18 protein-coding genes are annotated in these 16240 nt (G+C 33.3%); 3 read left to right on the top strand and 15 right to left on the bottom strand.

Going from position 1 to position 16240, the window contains the following annotated elements; genetic code table 11:
• Window positions 1–20: 20 nt before the first annotated feature.
• From H0I26_RS08300 to bshC, 3 genes are all read right to left on the bottom strand, one after another.
• Entirely contained in the window at window positions 21–1082 is a 1062-nt protein-coding gene (locus H0I26_RS08300) for a ThuA domain-containing protein (RefSeq protein WP_218701803.1), read from the bottom strand.
• Between the two features lie 115 nt (window positions 1083–1197).
• Window positions 1198–2571, bottom strand: coding sequence for a pyridoxal phosphate-dependent decarboxylase family protein (locus H0I26_RS08295; protein ID WP_218701802.1), 1374 nt, complete (start codon window positions 2569–2571; stop codon window positions 1198–1200).
• A 3-nt stretch (window positions 2572–2574) separates the two neighbouring features.
• Window positions 2575–4176 carry a bacillithiol biosynthesis cysteine-adding enzyme BshC gene (gene bshC, locus H0I26_RS08290; RefSeq protein ID WP_218701801.1) on the bottom strand — a complete coding sequence of 534 codons (1602 nt, stop codon included), beginning with the start codon at window positions 4174–4176 and terminating at the stop codon, window positions 2575–2577.
• Window positions 4177–4309: 133 nt separating this feature from the next.
• Between bshC and H0I26_RS08285 the strand changes: the two genes are divergently transcribed.
• Entirely contained in the window at window positions 4310–5560 is a 1251-nt protein-coding gene (locus H0I26_RS08285; protein ID WP_218701800.1) for a carboxypeptidase-like regulatory domain-containing protein, read from the top strand.
• A gap of 58 nt (window positions 5561–5618) precedes the next feature.
• On the opposite strand, the gene H0I26_RS08280 is transcribed toward H0I26_RS08285, so the two are convergent.
• Entirely contained in the window at window positions 5619–6257 is a 639-nt protein-coding gene (locus H0I26_RS08280; RefSeq protein WP_218701799.1) for a YiiX/YebB-like N1pC/P60 family cysteine hydrolase, read from the bottom strand.
• Window positions 6258–6788 carry a DUF4878 domain-containing protein gene (locus H0I26_RS08275; RefSeq protein ID WP_218701798.1) on the bottom strand — a complete coding sequence of 177 codons (531 nt, stop codon included), beginning with the start codon at window positions 6786–6788 and terminating at the stop codon, window positions 6258–6260. It abuts the gene before it with no gap.
• Between the two features lie 309 nt (window positions 6789–7097).
• Between H0I26_RS08275 and H0I26_RS08270 the strand changes: the two genes are divergently transcribed.
• On the top strand, window positions 7098–7910 hold the full coding sequence (locus tag H0I26_RS08270) for a VanW family protein (RefSeq protein ID WP_218701797.1): 813 nt from the start codon (window positions 7098–7100) through the stop codon (window positions 7908–7910).
• Window positions 7911–7971: 61 nt separating this feature from the next.
• On the opposite strand, the gene rimO is transcribed toward H0I26_RS08270, so the two are convergent.
• Entirely contained in the window at window positions 7972–9276 is a 1305-nt protein-coding gene (gene rimO / locus H0I26_RS08265) for a 30S ribosomal protein S12 methylthiotransferase RimO (protein ID WP_218701796.1), read from the bottom strand.
• 95 nt (window positions 9277–9371) lie between these two features.
• On the opposite strand from rimO, the gene H0I26_RS08260 reads away from it, so the two are divergent.
• Window positions 9372–10448, top strand: a complete 1077-nt coding sequence (locus H0I26_RS08260; protein ID WP_218701795.1) for a serine hydrolase domain-containing protein — start codon at window positions 9372–9374, stop codon at window positions 10446–10448.
• Here H0I26_RS08260 and H0I26_RS08255 read toward each other — a convergent pair.
• From H0I26_RS08255 to H0I26_RS08220, 9 genes are all read right to left on the bottom strand, one after another.
• Window positions 10445–11725: an amidase family protein gene (locus tag H0I26_RS08255; RefSeq protein WP_256935328.1), complete on the bottom strand. Its 1281-nt coding sequence runs from the start codon at window positions 11723–11725 to the stop codon at window positions 10445–10447. The two genes, H0I26_RS08260 and H0I26_RS08255, sit on opposite strands and share 4 nt — an antisense overlap.
• 36 nt (window positions 11726–11761) lie before the next feature.
• Window positions 11762–12094: a hypothetical protein gene (locus tag H0I26_RS19700; protein WP_256935301.1), complete on the bottom strand. Its 333-nt coding sequence runs from the start codon at window positions 12092–12094 to the stop codon at window positions 11762–11764.
• 83 nt (window positions 12095–12177) lie between these two features.
• Window positions 12178–13152 (bottom strand): signal recognition particle-docking protein FtsY, encoded by a 975-nt coding sequence (gene ftsY / locus H0I26_RS08250; protein ID WP_218701794.1) that lies wholly within the window; start codon window positions 13150–13152, stop codon window positions 12178–12180.
• 167 nt (window positions 13153–13319) lie between these two features.
• Window positions 13320–13472 carry a DUF4295 domain-containing protein gene (locus tag H0I26_RS08245; protein WP_101017841.1) on the bottom strand — a complete coding sequence of 51 codons (153 nt, stop codon included), beginning with the start codon at window positions 13470–13472 and terminating at the stop codon, window positions 13320–13322.
• A 35-nt stretch (window positions 13473–13507) separates the two neighbouring features.
• Window positions 13508–13690, bottom strand: coding sequence for a 50S ribosomal protein L33 (gene rpmG, locus H0I26_RS08240; protein WP_055435478.1), 183 nt, complete (start codon window positions 13688–13690; stop codon window positions 13508–13510).
• A gap of 27 nt (window positions 13691–13717) precedes the next feature.
• Entirely contained in the window at window positions 13718–13954 is a 237-nt protein-coding gene (gene rpmB, locus H0I26_RS08235) for a 50S ribosomal protein L28 (protein ID WP_090839172.1), read from the bottom strand.
• Between the two features lie 81 nt (window positions 13955–14035).
• Window positions 14036–15286, bottom strand: coding sequence for a competence/damage-inducible protein A (locus tag H0I26_RS08230; protein ID WP_218701793.1), 1251 nt, complete (start codon window positions 15284–15286; stop codon window positions 14036–14038).
• Window positions 15286–15627, bottom strand: a complete 342-nt coding sequence (locus H0I26_RS08225; RefSeq protein WP_101017839.1) for an Hpt domain-containing protein — start codon at window positions 15625–15627, stop codon at window positions 15286–15288. Before H0I26_RS08225 ends, H0I26_RS08230 begins: the two co-directional genes overlap by 1 nt.
• The gene (locus tag H0I26_RS08220) at window positions 15628–16239 is read right to left on the bottom strand and encodes a fumarylacetoacetate hydrolase family protein (protein ID WP_218701792.1); all 612 of its coding nucleotides are present in this window, start codon (window positions 16237–16239) and stop codon (window positions 15628–15630) included.
• Between the last annotated feature and the right edge of the window lies 1 nt (window position 16240).

Genomic DNA, 16240 nt, shown 5'->3' with positions numbered 1-16240 from the left:
AAAAAACAACTAACAAAAAATTAAATTTTGACCAGTTTTATACTTTTTTGAGCGGTTTGTGTTGTCATTTTCAGAAGATAAATCCCGGTATCAAAACTTGACAAATCCAAGCTATAACCACTACCATTAAACTGTAATGGTTGTACGATTTTTGAAAGTACTTCTTTTCCTAAAATATTATATAATTTAATACCAACAGCTCCTGTTGCATTTTCAAAATAAATAGACGTTTGCGATTGTACTGGATTTGGAGCGATTTTAAATAGTGGTTTACTCCTGTCTTCAATACTCAATGTGTTTTCTCCCAAAGCCCACAACGTAGCATTTTCTAACATCTCTCTAAAATTACTATTATCAGAATAATTATTTCCAAAATGTCCCAAGGCAGTATAAAAAGATCGTATTCCTGATAAATTAGTACTGACACCATTATCATCATAAGTTATTGCCACTTTATACCATGTTATTGGCCTAGCTAAATCATAACTATTACTTCCCGTATGCTCAACCTCTAACAATACTGTATTATCGGTACTTAATTGTCCTCCATTCAATTCCCAATAATAATATTCTTCATTTTTATTCCAAACCGTTCCGACTGGACCTAAAAAATCGATAATCTCATGACTTGCTAAAACCGTCATGTCGGCATTATAATTATTACTGGTATGATTTGGACCTGTTTGTACAATACCACCAACAAGTTGATTATAAAAATCCCAACTGCCATCTATATACGTATCCGTTGCAGCATGAATACCAACAAATCCCTTTCCACTAGTTATAAAGTTTTCTAAACCCACTTTTTCTTCATCAGTTAATAAATCATTTCCTGAAGTATTTAAAAAGACTACCGCATCATAATTAGTTGAAAAATCAGGCTCTGAAAACACACTAGAATCCTGAGAATCTATAACTGTAAACCCATTATCAGAAGCAAATTCTTGAAACATAGGAATCCCAGCCTCTATAGCTTGCGTATGTCTATAACCATTAGTTTCATGAAAAACTAAAAGGTTTTTAGTTTGAGAAAAAATTGAAAATGAAATAAGAAAAATTGAAAGAGTAAATAATTGCTTCATACTAATATTAATTAAAATCCAATTAATATACGCCAAGTACGCTCAAATGGATTTTTTCGAATGCAATAATCCATCTCCTATTTTAAATAATTCCTATTTAAATTAGTTGTAATCACTATTCCATAGACTCCAAAATAGCTTTAATATCCTGTTCTGTAGTATCAGGGTTTATAAAGCAAAAACGTGATACAGTCTCAAAACTATCTCCTGTTTTCCATTTGGTTGGTGTTACTAATGCAAACCCTTTGTCGTGATTAGCAAATGTCCAGTCTCTGTAGTCGTTTGGCGACCATCCTTTACGTCTGTATAACACACATGATAAACTTGGGGCTCTAACCAACTCGACATGATCCATCTCTTTTATTAACCGTCCTGCAATGGTTGCTAATTCCAAACCTCTTTCTACCGCTTGCTTATATCTATCCGTACCATGTGTAGCTAAGCTAAACCATAAAGGTAAACCACGTACACGACGTGTTAATTGTATTTGGTAATCTGTTGGATTAAAACCATGAGCCCCCTCATCTTTAAAAATATCTAAGTAAGACCCTTCTTGCGCGTGCGCCTTTTTAGCTAATTCGGGTTGTTTGTAAATTACAGCACCACAATCGTAAGGAGAGAACATCCATTTGTGTGGATCGATAGTAATACTGTCTGCTTTTTCAATACCCTTAAATAAGTGTCTGACTGAGTCTGCTGCTAATGCCCCTCCACCATAAGCTGCATCTACGTGCAACCATAAGTGTTCTGCCTCGCAAATCGCTGCAATCCCTTCTAAATCATCAATAATACCTGCATTAGTTGTTCCTCCTGTAGCCACTACCGCAAATAAACGTTCCTTCTGGTGTACTGTCAAACCGTCCATAGTTTGCTGCAATGCAGTCCCTTTTAAACGGTCTTCTGTATCGACTAATAGTACATCAACATCGACCACTTTAGCCATAGCTTTTATGGAAGAGTGTGCACCAATAGACGTAATGATTAAACCTTTTCTGTTTTTATTGTCGTCATTTAAACTTCTCCAATACTCACGTGCGGTAACAATTGCCGATAAGTTTGCTGCTGTACCTCCACTTGTAAAAACACCAAAGGCACCTTGTGGTAATCCGGTTAGTGATACGATCCATTTCATGGCTTCGTTCTCACAAAAAATCCCTCCTGCACCTTCCATCCAATACGCACCATGTATACTTGACGCGGATGTTACCAAATCAAATAAAATAGAGGCTCTGGTTGGTGCTGCAGGTACAAATGCTAAATGACGTGGGTGATCAATTTTTACGTTAGCATGCATTAAATGTTGCTTCCATAGATTAAAAGCAGTCTCTCCTCCAATACCTTTGTCCGTTACAGTTTCTCCCACTAACGCTTTTAAAGTTTCAGCTTTTTGTGGCTTACCTATAACATCTTCCGTTTTTGAAATACGATCGATGGTATATTTCATGACGTCAAGCGTCATTTCGACTAAATCTAAATCTATTTTATGCATAACTTATAATTCAACAATTAAAAATTGACCTTGCAAAGGTTTCAAATTTTTAATTAAATGAGGTATTAATTCCGAACCAAATTCTAAATATAATTCCGAAAAATTGGTGTTGCGTTCTTGCAAGCTATAATTTGGAAACAACTGGTATTGTAAAGTGGTCATACGGGCGACTTGATCCTTTAATTTACGTTTTTGAGCTGTAAGCAAACGTTTTTCTAAATGCTCTAATCCATTGATTTGTTTCTTTTCTTGCGACGCTACTGCTCCAACAAAGGACTGATCTGTTTGTTCTGCTAACTCATACAAGTCCTTAAACTGTGCTTTTAAATGTTTGACTTGCTCAGAAAAATCGATATCTATATTTGAAATCTCTCTTACCTTTTTATTAATAAAGCTATTGCGTTTTAAGAATAAATCTTTATTAGAAATCCCTAATTTATCCAGCTTTTCCGTTTGTTGTTTTGTTTTTATTAAAACAGAATTACGTAATAATAAGATAGGAAACGTGACCTGATTAGCTTCAAAATTACTTTGTAACTGAAACCAATACGCTAGTTCACCACCACCACCAATATAACACAGGTTTGGCAATATCACCTCCTGGTATAATGGACGCATAATAACGTTTGGACTAAAACGCTCAGGGTGCTCTTGAACTTCTTTTTCTATCTGATCTTTACTCCAAACAACGTTTGTGTTTAAAGCTTTATAGGTGTTATTCTCATAAACAATACGCTCTCTGACGTCCTTTGTTATATAAAATAAGTTAATCTCTCTTGGGTTAACTTGTATGTTATAGTTATCGGAAACTTCACTTAATTGTTTTGAGGTTTCAGTTACAGCCTCAAAAGATGTGTTATTAAATAACTCCCTTTTGATTTGCGGAATAAACAGTTGTTTTAATGCTTTTTTATTGGCATCGATAATCACTAAACCTTGTTCGCCAAACAACCCATTTGCTAGATAATGTGTCGCTTCAGCTAAATTATCGTGTTTTAAATAGGCATTCTCAAAAAGTGCTTTTAAATATTTAGCATTAGTGCCAATACCTAGCTCCTTAGTAAATAATTCAAAAACCTCTTTTAAACCTTTTGTATCTAGATCTCCAACTGCTCCCGACGCGTCTTTATTCCAACGTATCTTTTTTCCTCTGAAATTAAAATAATTGATTTCTTCAAAGTCATGATCTTCCGAAGCCATCCAATAAATAGGCACAAAATTATACTCAGGATAAGCAACTTTCAATTCCTTAGTCAGGTTTATGGTCGAAATAATTTTATGTAAAAAATATAACGGGCCAGTAAATAAGTTAAGTTGATGCCCTGTTGTAATAGTAAATGTTTTACTATCTGCTAATAACTTAATATTAGTATGTGTTGCTTCTGACGTGTCCAGTATTTTGTATTGCTCTTCCAGTGCATTAACTAATACACTTCTATTGTCATTACTAAACGTCTCTTGCTTTTCTTTAATTTGAGCTTTAAAATTCTGGATATTAGGAAACCTATTGTAAAATGGTTTTAACGTTTCAGTTTCTGCTAAATAATCACAAATTAATTGAGAAAAATATCCAGTGTCTTTAAATGAAATACAGTGTGTTGGCATAGTTACAGATAAATCTTGCGTAAAGATAAGGCAGTTTACGCTTTAGTATGTCTTAAAATTAACATAAAACCTTACAAAAAAGTGTTCCCTTTTGATTAAATTTAGACAGTGAACCGTTAACACAATTATAGTCATGAATCAAATCGTTAATAAAAGTATCAAGCTAACAACCACCCTCTTAATTTTAATGAGTTGCCTCTTTTCTTACGCACAAAATACGCAAGAGTTTAAAGGTCAAATATTAGATAAAAACACTAATAAGCCTCTTGCTCTAGCCGACTTAACAGTAACAAAGTCCAATATTAGTACGGTTTCTAATAGTGAAGGTGAATTTAGTCTTAAAGTACCAGAAAATCTTATAAATAATAGTGTTGTTGTCTCTTATTTAGGCTATCAAAAACTAGAATTTAAATTGTTAGATTTAAAAACTAACATGACAATTTATTTAGAACAAGTACCAACAGTACTCGCAGAAATAGATTTAGTTACTCCACAAGATGCAGCAGAATTAGTAAAAAAAACATTTGCTTTAAAAGGGGATAATTATTTTAATGAAACTATTTTTATGACTGGGTTCTACAGAGAAACCATAAAAAAAAGAAATAGAAATGCGTCACTATCGGAAGCTGTAGTCACTATCAAAAAACAATCCTACACAACTAATAAAAGTGACGACATCACCCTTATTAAAGCACGAAAAAACACCAACTACGCTAGACTAGATACCGTTGCTTTAAAATTACAAGGCGGTCCTTTTAGTAGCTTATATACAGATGTGATCAAGTATCCTAAATTTATTTTTAGTAACAACACGATGGCTAATTATGACTTCACCTTTGGACGTACTACTCAAATTGATAATAAGTTAGTTTATGTGGTCAATTTTATCCAAAAGAAAACTATAAGCAGTCCAATGTATTATGGTACGCTTTACATTGATGCAAAAACCAGTGCTTTGACCAGTGCTAGTTATAATTTAAATGTTGAAAACAGAGAAGAAGCAGGAAAGCTTTTTGTTAGAAAAAAACCATTAACTGCTACCGTCTATCCTACCGAAGCCTCTTATCGCGTAAATTACAGGACCAAAGATGGTAAATGGTATTTTGGTTACAGTAATATAATATTAACATTTAAAGTCAACTGGAAAAACCGATGGTTTAATAGTAAATACACTTTACAAAGTGAAATGGCCATCACTGATTGGGAAATCAACGAAAATGCAGTAAAAACTAAGACACAAAAATTACGACCAAATTCAATTTTACAAAATAAAGCCTCTGGTTTTTCTGATCCTGATTTCTGGGGTGCATATAATATTATTGAGCCCGAAAAGTCAATTGAAAATGCGATTAATAAAATTAGCAAGCAATTAAAAAAAGAATAGCAGAATACTTTTTAGTCCTGTCCTTTCGGTCCAGTCTATATTTTTAGAAATTGCGACTTTATTGCTGTTGATGATTGATTATAATATCAAAATAATTAGGATCGTAAAACGTCCGAAGTGTATTGTATTTCTCCTCGTCAGTCAAGGTATCAGATACTTTCAATATTTTAAGATTATGTTCGTAAATACGCCATATTAATTCAGAACAATAATGCTCTGTAGTGTCTTTATAATTAAAACTATGATCAAAAGGTAATTGCTTTTTATAGTAATAATCGATTTGACTTATCACTTTTTGCTGTTTTACCGAATCTATATTTTTTAATCGTGTCACTAATATTGTGCGATCATGAGAATTATGTACAAATGAGTCTATGGCTTGTAAACGCAAACCATCTTGATTAGACACACTACTAGATAATGCATGTGCTATTTTTAAAGTATCATTTTGGCGAACGACCATCCCAAGATGTGTCACGTCATAATCTTCATTCATCATTTTTAAAATCATCGTACTGACTAGACCATAACCGCGACGTAAAATAATGTCACCATTTTGAAGTTTAGCCTTCTCCTTAGCATTTAATTTATACAAAAAAGACGATTCATACGGTCGGTTTGAATCGTCTTTTAAAAATTTATATGCTAAAAAAAGAATACTAATAACTAGTATAATTTTAATAGTTATTTTTAACATTTACTCTTGAAATTCAGTTTCTTCTTCTATAATTTCTTCTTCCATATCATCGTCAGAATCCATGTCATCTTCAGAATCCATATCGTCATCAGACTCTAAATCAGGGTTACCTGTTTCTTTACTCTGATTCCCCATACCTTCTTTATTCATAGATTCTTTATCCATGCTCACTAACCATTTCCCATCAACTTTTTCAAGATTAATTGGCATGTTTTGATCACCTTCTTCTTTACCACTTGTCATTTTTACAGTACAAACAGCTTTATCACCATCAATTTTAGTTTCCACAACTTCAAAATCCATATCTGCTTCTCCCATTTTTTCAGCAAACTGATCTTTTGCCCCAAAAGACTCTAACATCGATAACATTGATTTAGTATCTGTGGTTGCATACTCTTTAGCTGTTGCAAAATCTCCTGAGTACATACTCTCTAAAAATTTTATTGTTGCACCTTCAGGTCCACCACCTCCGCAAGCTGTTAACATAAAAAAGCATGAGACTAGAATTGTTTTTAAAATTTGTGTTTTCATTATTGATTGGTTTTTATTATATTTTGTAAATATACTTTATTAGAGGTTATAAACAAATCTTATTTAAAATCATTCAATTATAAAAACAGGGCTAAAACACTAATCAGAATCGCCATAACTAGAGACTCGTTTAACATTAAATCGAATGACTTTTAAGTCATACATCGACTATTTATAGTTTTAAATTAATTAAATTTAACGCTGGATATTTAATTATATATAGTCTTAAAATGTCTGATATTGTCCTTATGGAGCTAAAATGAAATAAAAAAGAAGAGCAACCCATTGCCCAATAAATACAAAACAAATTTGAACGAAATAAAAAAACCAATACAAAGAGGTCAATTAAGACAAGTTTTAGGGAAAGAATACTTTATTCTTAAACGACAATGGGATTGGTTCTTTTCTGACAAAACCTATTCAAAACAAACTTTTACTTCTAGTTGTAACCATTCCGTATTTAAACATCGTTCTTTAGTTTTGAGACCATTGAAAGATGTGGACATGTATCTTCAAGAAAATAAAAGGACCAATCTTAAAATTGCCATCCAACATTTAAATAACATAGAAATTAAACCTAATGAATACTTTTCGCTGTGGAAACTAGTTGGTAGACCTACCAAAAGAAAAGGCTATTTAGAAGGGTTAGTTTTAAAGAGTGGGAAAATTGATAAAGATACAGGAGGCGGTCTTTGTCAACTTGGTAATCTTTTATTTTGGATTTTCGCGCATAGTCCGCTAACCGTGAAAGAACGTTATAGACATGGGTTTGATGTTTTTCCTGATATCAATAGAAAAGTCCCTTTTGGAGCTGGGGCTACTTTATCTTATAACTACATAGATTTGCAGATTAAAAATGAAACAAAAAATAGCTTTGTTATCAAGTTATGGATGGATGACACGCATTTAAATGGTGAATTATTTTCAAAAGAAAAACTAGAGGTCTCCTTTAAAGTTGAAGAAAGAAACCATCAAATTAAACAGCAATTTTGGGGTGGTTACTCCAGACATAATCAGATTTTTAAAATAATCACATCCCCACATGCTATTACGGAGAAAATGATTGTAGAAAATCATGCTATCATGATGTATGATCCTTTTCTTGGTGAGAAAACCAAGTAAAAAAACATAAAGTATACGCCCTATTAAAATCATTAGTGCGTATACTTTATTTAAATAACAATTACTTAACTAATTCTCCGTACAAATCAAAGTCTTCAGCTTCTGTAACTTTAATTTTATAATACTCTCCAGTTTTTAAATACGTCTCAGTTGCATCAATCAATACTTCGTTATCTACATCTGGACTATCAAATTCCGTACGACCAACAAAATAAGTACCTTCTTTACGATCGATAACGACATTAAAGGTCTCTCCTATTTTTTCTTGATTTAATTCCCAAGAAATTTGAGATTGAATTTCCATAATTTGGTTCGCTCTATCCTGCTTCACCTCTTGTGGTACATCATCTTCCAATTTATAAGCATGTGTGTTTTCTTCATGAGAATACGTAAAGCACCCTAAACGTTCAAAACGCATGTCTTTAACCCATTGTTTTAACTCCTGAAAATGTGCTTCTGTTTCGCCTGGATACCCAACAATTAATGTCGTTCTAATAGTCATTTCAGGAACTATAGCTCTAAACTCTTCTATTAACTTCGTTGTTTTCGCCTTTGTAGTACCACGACGCATACTTTTTAATAGATCGTCACTAATATGTTGTAATGGAATATCTAAATAATTACAAATTTTAGGTTCACGTTTCATTAAATCTAAAACATCCATCGGGAAACCTGTTGGAAACGCATAATGTAATCTTATCCACTCTATACCTTCAACTTTTACTAAGTTTTCAAGTAATTCTGCAAGGTTACGTTTTTTATAAATATCTAAACCGTAGTATGTCAAATCTTGAGCGATTAAAATCAATTCTTTAACACCATTAGCGGCTAATTTTTCAGCTTCAATAACTAAATTTTCAATTGGTGTCGATTTGTGTTTTCCTCTCATGATAGGGATTGCACAAAAACTACAAGGTCTATCACAACCTTCTGCGATTTTTAAATACGCATAATTTTTTGGAGTCGTTGTTAGACGCTCTCCAATTAACTCGTGTTTATAATCTGCCCCTAAAGCTTTAAGTAATCCAGGTAATTCTGTAGTTCCAAAATACTGATCAACATTAGGAATATCCTTTTGTAATTCTGGCTTATATCTTTCGCTTAAACATCCTGTTACAAATACTTTATCAACCTCTCCATCTTCCTTTTTTTGCATGTACTCTAAAATAGTGTTCACACTTTCCTCCTTGGCATTATTGATAAAACCACAAGTATTAATCACGACTACACTACCTTCCTCTTCATGCACAACTTCTTTTCCGTTAGCCTTTAATTGTCCCATTAGGACTTCGCTATCGTAAACGTTTTTACTACAACCTAAAGTTATTACGTTGATTTTGTTCTTTTTAAGTGACTTTGTTCTCATACCTCATTTTTGGACTGCAAAGATACTATCTAATTTTAATATAACAGATATTAAACCATTATGATTTATATTAGTCAAACAGAAATACAGACACCATGAAACCACTCCTAATCCTTCTTAGTTTACTACTTTGCTTTTGTTTTAGTTGTACTTCCGAAAACGCCCCTGCTCCAACAGAAAATCAAACAACCACTACTGTTTATTTTCCACCAATAAATTCTAATAGTTGGGACACTGTTTCTACTTCAGATTTAAATTGGAATTCCTCCGCATTAAATGAGTTATCTTTATTTTTGGAAGCCTCCAATACTAAATCGTTTATCATTTTACATAAAGGAAAAATAGCCTACGAACAGTATTTTAATGGCCATACAGATACCTCTCCATGGTATTGGGCCAGTGCAGGAAAAACATTAACCGCTACTGTAACCGGTATTGCGCAAGACCAAGGCTTACTAAACCTAAACAATAAAGTATCTGATTATATAGGGACAGGTTGGACGAATGCTACTTTAGAACAAGAGGCATTAATTACCTGCAAACAGTTATTATCGATGAGTTCTGGTTTGGATGATACTTTAGGAGAAGTGCTTACACCTAATAACTTACAATATGTTGCAGATGCAGGAACACGTTGGGCCTATCATAATGTATATTTAAAACTTCAAACTGTTATTGCACAAGCTAGTAATCAGACTTGGACTACTTATTTTAATGACAACTTAAAAGACGTCATTGGAATGACTGGCGCTTGGATTGCGGTTGACGATTTGAATATTTATTGGAGTACTAGCCGTAGTATGGCTAGATTTGGACTATTAATTTATGCCAATGGACGTTGGGAAGACGCGCAAATTATATCAGAGCAATTTTTAAATGAAGCGACTAACACGTCTCAAAACAATAATCAAGCTTACGGCTACCTTTGGTGGTTGAATGGTAAAAATAGTTTTCAATTACCACAATCTCAAGTTGAGTTTTCTGGAACATTAATTCCAAATGCACCTAGCGATATGTACTGTGCTTTAGGTAAAAATGATCAGAAAATATACATTGTCCCCAGTAAAGACTTAGTTATTATTAGAATGGGAGACGCTGCAGATGCTTCTAATTTTGCACTCTCCAATTATGACACTGCTCTTTGGGAAAAAATAAATGCTGTTTTAGATTAGTTATATTTTTTTGGAGCGTTTCTCTTTTGAGAGGCCTGCTCATACAAATACGCATAATCTATGAGCCATTTTTCGGATGAACAAATAAAAGTTAGTCCTTTTGGTTCTCCTGTTTCAGCATACCCCATAGGAACCGTTATTGCTGGGATTTCAGCAACAGCTGCAAAACCCGCGTGGTAATTATTAATAGATAAAAAAGAATCTAAATTGTGTCTCTTTCCTACAAGATCAAAATACAAAGTTCCATTATCTTTGAGCTGTCTTTTTATTTTTATCAAATCTTCCTCTGTACCACTATCTGCAATTACCCCTTCAAATAAACGTTGACCATAAGGCATTGTTTTTATAGAATCCTTTAAATTAAAAGCTACAACATCTTCAATAGATTTAAAACCTAAAGTAGGATCTCCATATTTGGAAAAGTACTCTGGTAAGTCTTTTTTCATATCTAAATTAAGTAATCTTAAAAACTCAGGAAGTTGGTAATCTTCAGGGTCAATCTCAATAATCTTAGCGCCAAGCTTTTTCAAAACGGTTACCGCTTGAACGTATAACGAATCTTCAAGTAACGTCCTAAAAACTCCAAAAGCTTTTCCTTTTAATGGTAAACCTCCAATTTCTGAATAATTATTAGTTACCCATGTGCTATTATTGGACTTAAAAGATTTTGAATCTTGCACATCATAACCATATATAGCACCTAGCAAAATTGAAGCATCTGTAACATTTTTTGCAATTGGTCCGGCGGTATCTAAGGTAGACGAAATTGGAATAATACCACTACGACTCACTAAACCTATTTTGGGTTTTAAACCAACGACCGAATTCTGGCTAGAAGGAGACAATATTGATCCAGAAGTTTCACTACCCACTGCAGCTACACAAAAGTTAGCTGAAACAGCTACTGCGCTTCCAGAGCATGAACCTCCTGTATCAAAAATTTTTCGACCATAAGGATTTAATGTTTGACCACCAATAGCACTGTAACCACTTGGACAATCACCACAAAAGAAATATGCCCACTCACTTAAGTTTGCTTTACCTAAAACTAAAGCACCACGCGCCTTTAATTTTGTTACTATAAACGCATCTTCTATATTATTATCCTGAAGCGCAATTGCCCCAGCTGTTGTTGGCATACCAGAAGCATTGATATTATCCTTTAATAAAATGGGTATTCCAAAAAGTGAGAATTGCAACTCTTTAACCTCACTAAACGTATTGTGCAAACTATCTTTACTTCTGGCTTCATTAATAACATTAGGATTTATTGCAATTACAGAATTTAATGATAGTTCATTTTCTCGATCAAATTATCTAATTCGGTATAAATAGAATTTGGTTAATAATTCATAACTTAATCTACCACTAGAGACCTGTTCTTGTAAAGTAGGAATATCTTTTTCTAAAATTAAGGGCTTTAAAGCACTATACTTTTCTGCAGTAAAACCCTTAAGTTGAAGGTTTAAGCTTTCCCAAATTTCTGCATTAGACAAATACTTAGAGTCCAAAACCTTAAACGTTCTAAACGCTTTAGCCGAAATGACACTACTATCCATAGAATCTCTTTCCGGCATTTGGTTTTGCTTTTCAGTTACACAACTAACTACCAGTAGTAAAAAAAGACACCATTTAAATAGTCTCATACTTTGATTTTTTTAATAAAAATACAAAAAAAAATAGGAGTGCATAACTGCACTCCTATTGCTATATACAATGTGATTATGTTTTATTTAAAGAAAGAATCTACAAACTCAAACTTATTAAACACTTGTAAGTCTTCAATCCCCTCACCTACGCCAATATATTTAACTGGTATTTGAAATTGGTCACTAATACCAATCACAACACCACCCTTTGCTGTACCATCTAATTTAGTTACTGCCAAGGTTGTGACTTCAGTAGCTGCTGTAAATTGTTTTGCTTGCTCAAAAGCATTTTGACCTGTACTACCGTCCAAAACTAATAAAACATCATGAGGTGCGTCCCCAATAACTTTTTGCATGACACGTTTAACCTTCGTTAACTCGTTCATTAAATTAATCTTATTGTGTAAACGTCCTGCAGTATCAATTATAATAACATCTGCGTCTTGTGTCACACCAGACTCCAATGCATCAAATGCTACAGATGCTGGATCTGACCCCATATCTTGACGTACCATAGGTACATCTACACGATCCGCCCATACTTGTAATTGATCTATTGCTGCAGCCCTAAATGTATCTGCCGCCCCTAGAACAACTTTTAAGCCTTGCTTTTTAAATTGATATGCTAATTTACCAATAGTTGTCGTTTTACCAACACCATTAACGCCAACGACCATTAAAACATATGGTGTTTTTGACCCATCGGTTTGTTTTGGTAATTCTGGAATTTTATATTCTGTATCTTCACCAGAGTTAGTTTCAGATAATAATCCTGCGATCTCTTCTCGCAAAATTTTATTAAGCTCGTCAGTCCCTAAATATTTGTCCTTAGAAACTCTATCTTCAATACGGTTAATGATTTTTAGTGTTGTACTAACACCGACATCACTAGATACTAAAATTTCTTCTAGATTATCTAAGACCGCATCATCTACTTTAGATTTTCCTGCAACCGCTTTACTTAGTTTTCCTAAAAAACTAGCGCTTGATTTTTCTAGACCTTTATCTAAGGTTTCTTTTTTCTCTGAAGAAAATATTTTTTTAAAAAAACTCATCTGTTTTTTATTGGTTTTTATTGATTAGCCTATTACAATTATAACGCCTAATTTAAAGGTCTGCTACATTGTCATAGTATGACAATGTAAAGTAACGTAATATTTTAACAACAAAAAAGCCACTCTCCATTAGAAAGTAGCTTTTGTATACTGTAAATTTCTGAAGACTATTTGTCTTTCATGAAATCGCTAACAAATTCTGGTGCCATGATTGCTTCTACAAACATGTAAGCTCCTGTTTTTGGAGACTTCACCATTTTTATTGCTTTTGATAATCTTTTAGACGACGTCTGTAAAGATGCTACGGTTTTCTTTGCCATGACTTATATGGTTTTAGTATCCCTTTAAAGGAATATTATTTAATTTCTTTGTGAACGGTCATTTTCTTCAAGATAGGATTGAATTTCTTAATTTCCATTCTATCTGGAGTATTCTTTTTGTTCTTCGTTGTAATATAACGAGACGTTCCTGGCTGTCCAGACTCCTTGTGCTCAGTGCACTCTAATATTACTTGTACTCTATTACCTCTCTTTGCCATAATTATTATACTTTACCTTTTGGGCAATTATTTTACAAATCCGTTAGCTCTTGCTCTTTTTAATGTAGCAGAGATACCGATTTTATTAATAGTTTTTAACGCTGATGTAGATATTTTTAAAGTTACCCACTTATCTTCTTCAGGAATATAAAAACGTTTTTTAATCAAATTAGCATCAAATGTACGCTTAGTTCTATTCTTTGCGTGAGACACGTTGTTTCCAACCATTGCCTTCTTTCCTGTAAGTTCACAAACTCTTGACATTACTTTATAACTTTAAAATATGTTATTAAAAATCGAGGTGCAAATATACTAATTATTTACTATTAAACAACAGGTTAATAACTAATTTTTAAAAATTTCTTTTTGAAGCAACTCGAAAGCTTTATTTACTGTTTTATTTATCACCCTTTCGCGATGGTTTCCCATGCTAAATTCGTGAGCCTCTACGCCATATTTTGTAGCTATTGCTATAAAAACGGTTCCTACTTCCGCATCAGAATCTCCTTTTGATGGTCCAGCATTACCTGTAGTCGCAATTGCAAAATCTGATTTAAATTTTTCTCTAACATTGGCCGCCATAGCGATTGCAACTTGAGAACTAACGACAGAATGCTCCTTAATCAACTGTTCAGAAACACCTAAAACGTCAATTTTAGACTGAGTGGCATAACTCACAATTCCACCTTTAAAAAAAGCAGAAGCTCCTGGATGCGATGTAAATTGTTCTGCTAATTTTCCACCAGTACAACTTTCTGCTAAAGCTAAAGTTAGACCTTTTGCCGTTAATTGTTTCCCTATAATTAATTCTAATCCTTCTTTATTATCTTGAAAACCAACAAAAATATCTTTGATTAACGGTAAAATCTTATCAACTTCCGTTTGAATTTGCTGCTCTAACTCTGCTTCATCTTCTCCAATACCCGATAAACGTAATCTAACGCTTCCTAGACTTGGCAAATAGGCCAATTTAATATGTGTAGGCAAAGCCTCTTCAATAGCCTCAATACGCTCCGCTACTGAGCTTTCTCCTAAACCGTAAGTTAAAAGTGTTTTATGAATTATAAACGGACGTTTATATTTTAAAGCTAGCTTAGGAAGTACTTCCATTTCTATCAAGGCCTTCATTTCATAAGGCACGCCGGGTAACGAAATAAAGGTTTTATCACCTTTTTCAATCCACATACCTGGTGCTGTACCAAACTGGTTATGTAACACTTTAGCTTTAGACGGTACCAATGCCTGTTTTTTATTAATCTCCGATATGGGTTGATTAATATATGTTTTAAACAGATGCTCCACATGCTCTAAAACCGCATCGTTTTGAACCAAAGTATCGTCAAAATATTTAGTTAGCGTATGCTTTGTAATATCATCTTTAGTAGGACCTAATCCTCCTGTAACTATGATAATATCCGCATTATTTTCTGCCTCAGCAAATGCTTTTAAAAGGTGTGCTTCCTCATCTTGAATAGACGTGATTTGATACACAGACACACCGATAGAGTTTAATGCTTTCCCTATAAAGGCTGAATTTGTGTCAACGATCTGACCTATTAAAATTTCATCGCCAATAGTAATTATTTCAGCTTTCATTATAAATTAAAATCTTCAATAATTTCGTTAGTTGCCCTATCAATAGCGACTAATACGGTGTTTAATTTATCTGTAATATCCTTTTCTGTCTGTTCTAATTTACCCCAATCTTGAACTTCTATTAAATCATCCAAAATCCCTAATTCAAACATATCAACTGTTGGCTTCATTTTGTGAGCGGTTTGATACGTTTGTAGGTAATTTTTATCCTCGACAGCCAATTTTAGCACTCTAGCGTCTTCTGGAACTTCTTCAATAAATGTCGAAGCTAATGCTAATAAAAATTCTTGATCATTATCAGCTAATTCTTTTAATCTATGTAATTTGTAGTGTATTTCCATTTATTTTACTGTTATTGAAAATAGTTCTCTATCCTCAAGGAATCCTTTTAGTTTATCGTTAGCAACAACCCTACCAACACCAGCAGGTGTTCCCGTAAATATAATATCTCCGATCTTTAAAGTAAAATATTTTGACACATATTCAATCAATTCATCAATTTTCCACAACATTAAATTGGTATTTGCGGTTTGAACCACACTTGAATTTTTTTCCAATCTAAAATTTAGACTGTCCACGTCAGAAAAATCTGTCTTATCAATCCATTTACCTATGACCGCTGCACCATCAAAAGATTTTGCTTTTTCCCAAGGCAATCCCTTATCTTTTAATTGTTTTTGGACATCTCGAGCGGTAAAATCAATACCTAAACCTACTTGGTCATAGTATTTATGTGCAAATTTTTTATCTATATGCTTCCCCAGTTTATTTATCTTAATTAAAACTTCAACTTCGTAATGCACATCATCCGAAAAATCAGGAATAAAAAAGGGCTGCTTTTTTAACAATATGGCATTATCAGATTTGATAAAAACAACAGGGTCTGTCGGCTTTTCGTTTTCTAACTCTTTAATGTGGTCTGTATAATTACGACCTATGCAGATTAATTTCATA

Origin of the sequence: Olleya sp. HaHaR_3_96 (assembly GCF_019278545.1) — a bacterium.
Taxonomy (GTDB): Bacteria; Bacteroidota; Bacteroidia; order Flavobacteriales; family Flavobacteriaceae; genus Olleya.
Note: the sequence above shows the minus strand (reverse complement) of the source record. Positions and strands in the feature narration are given on the sequence as shown.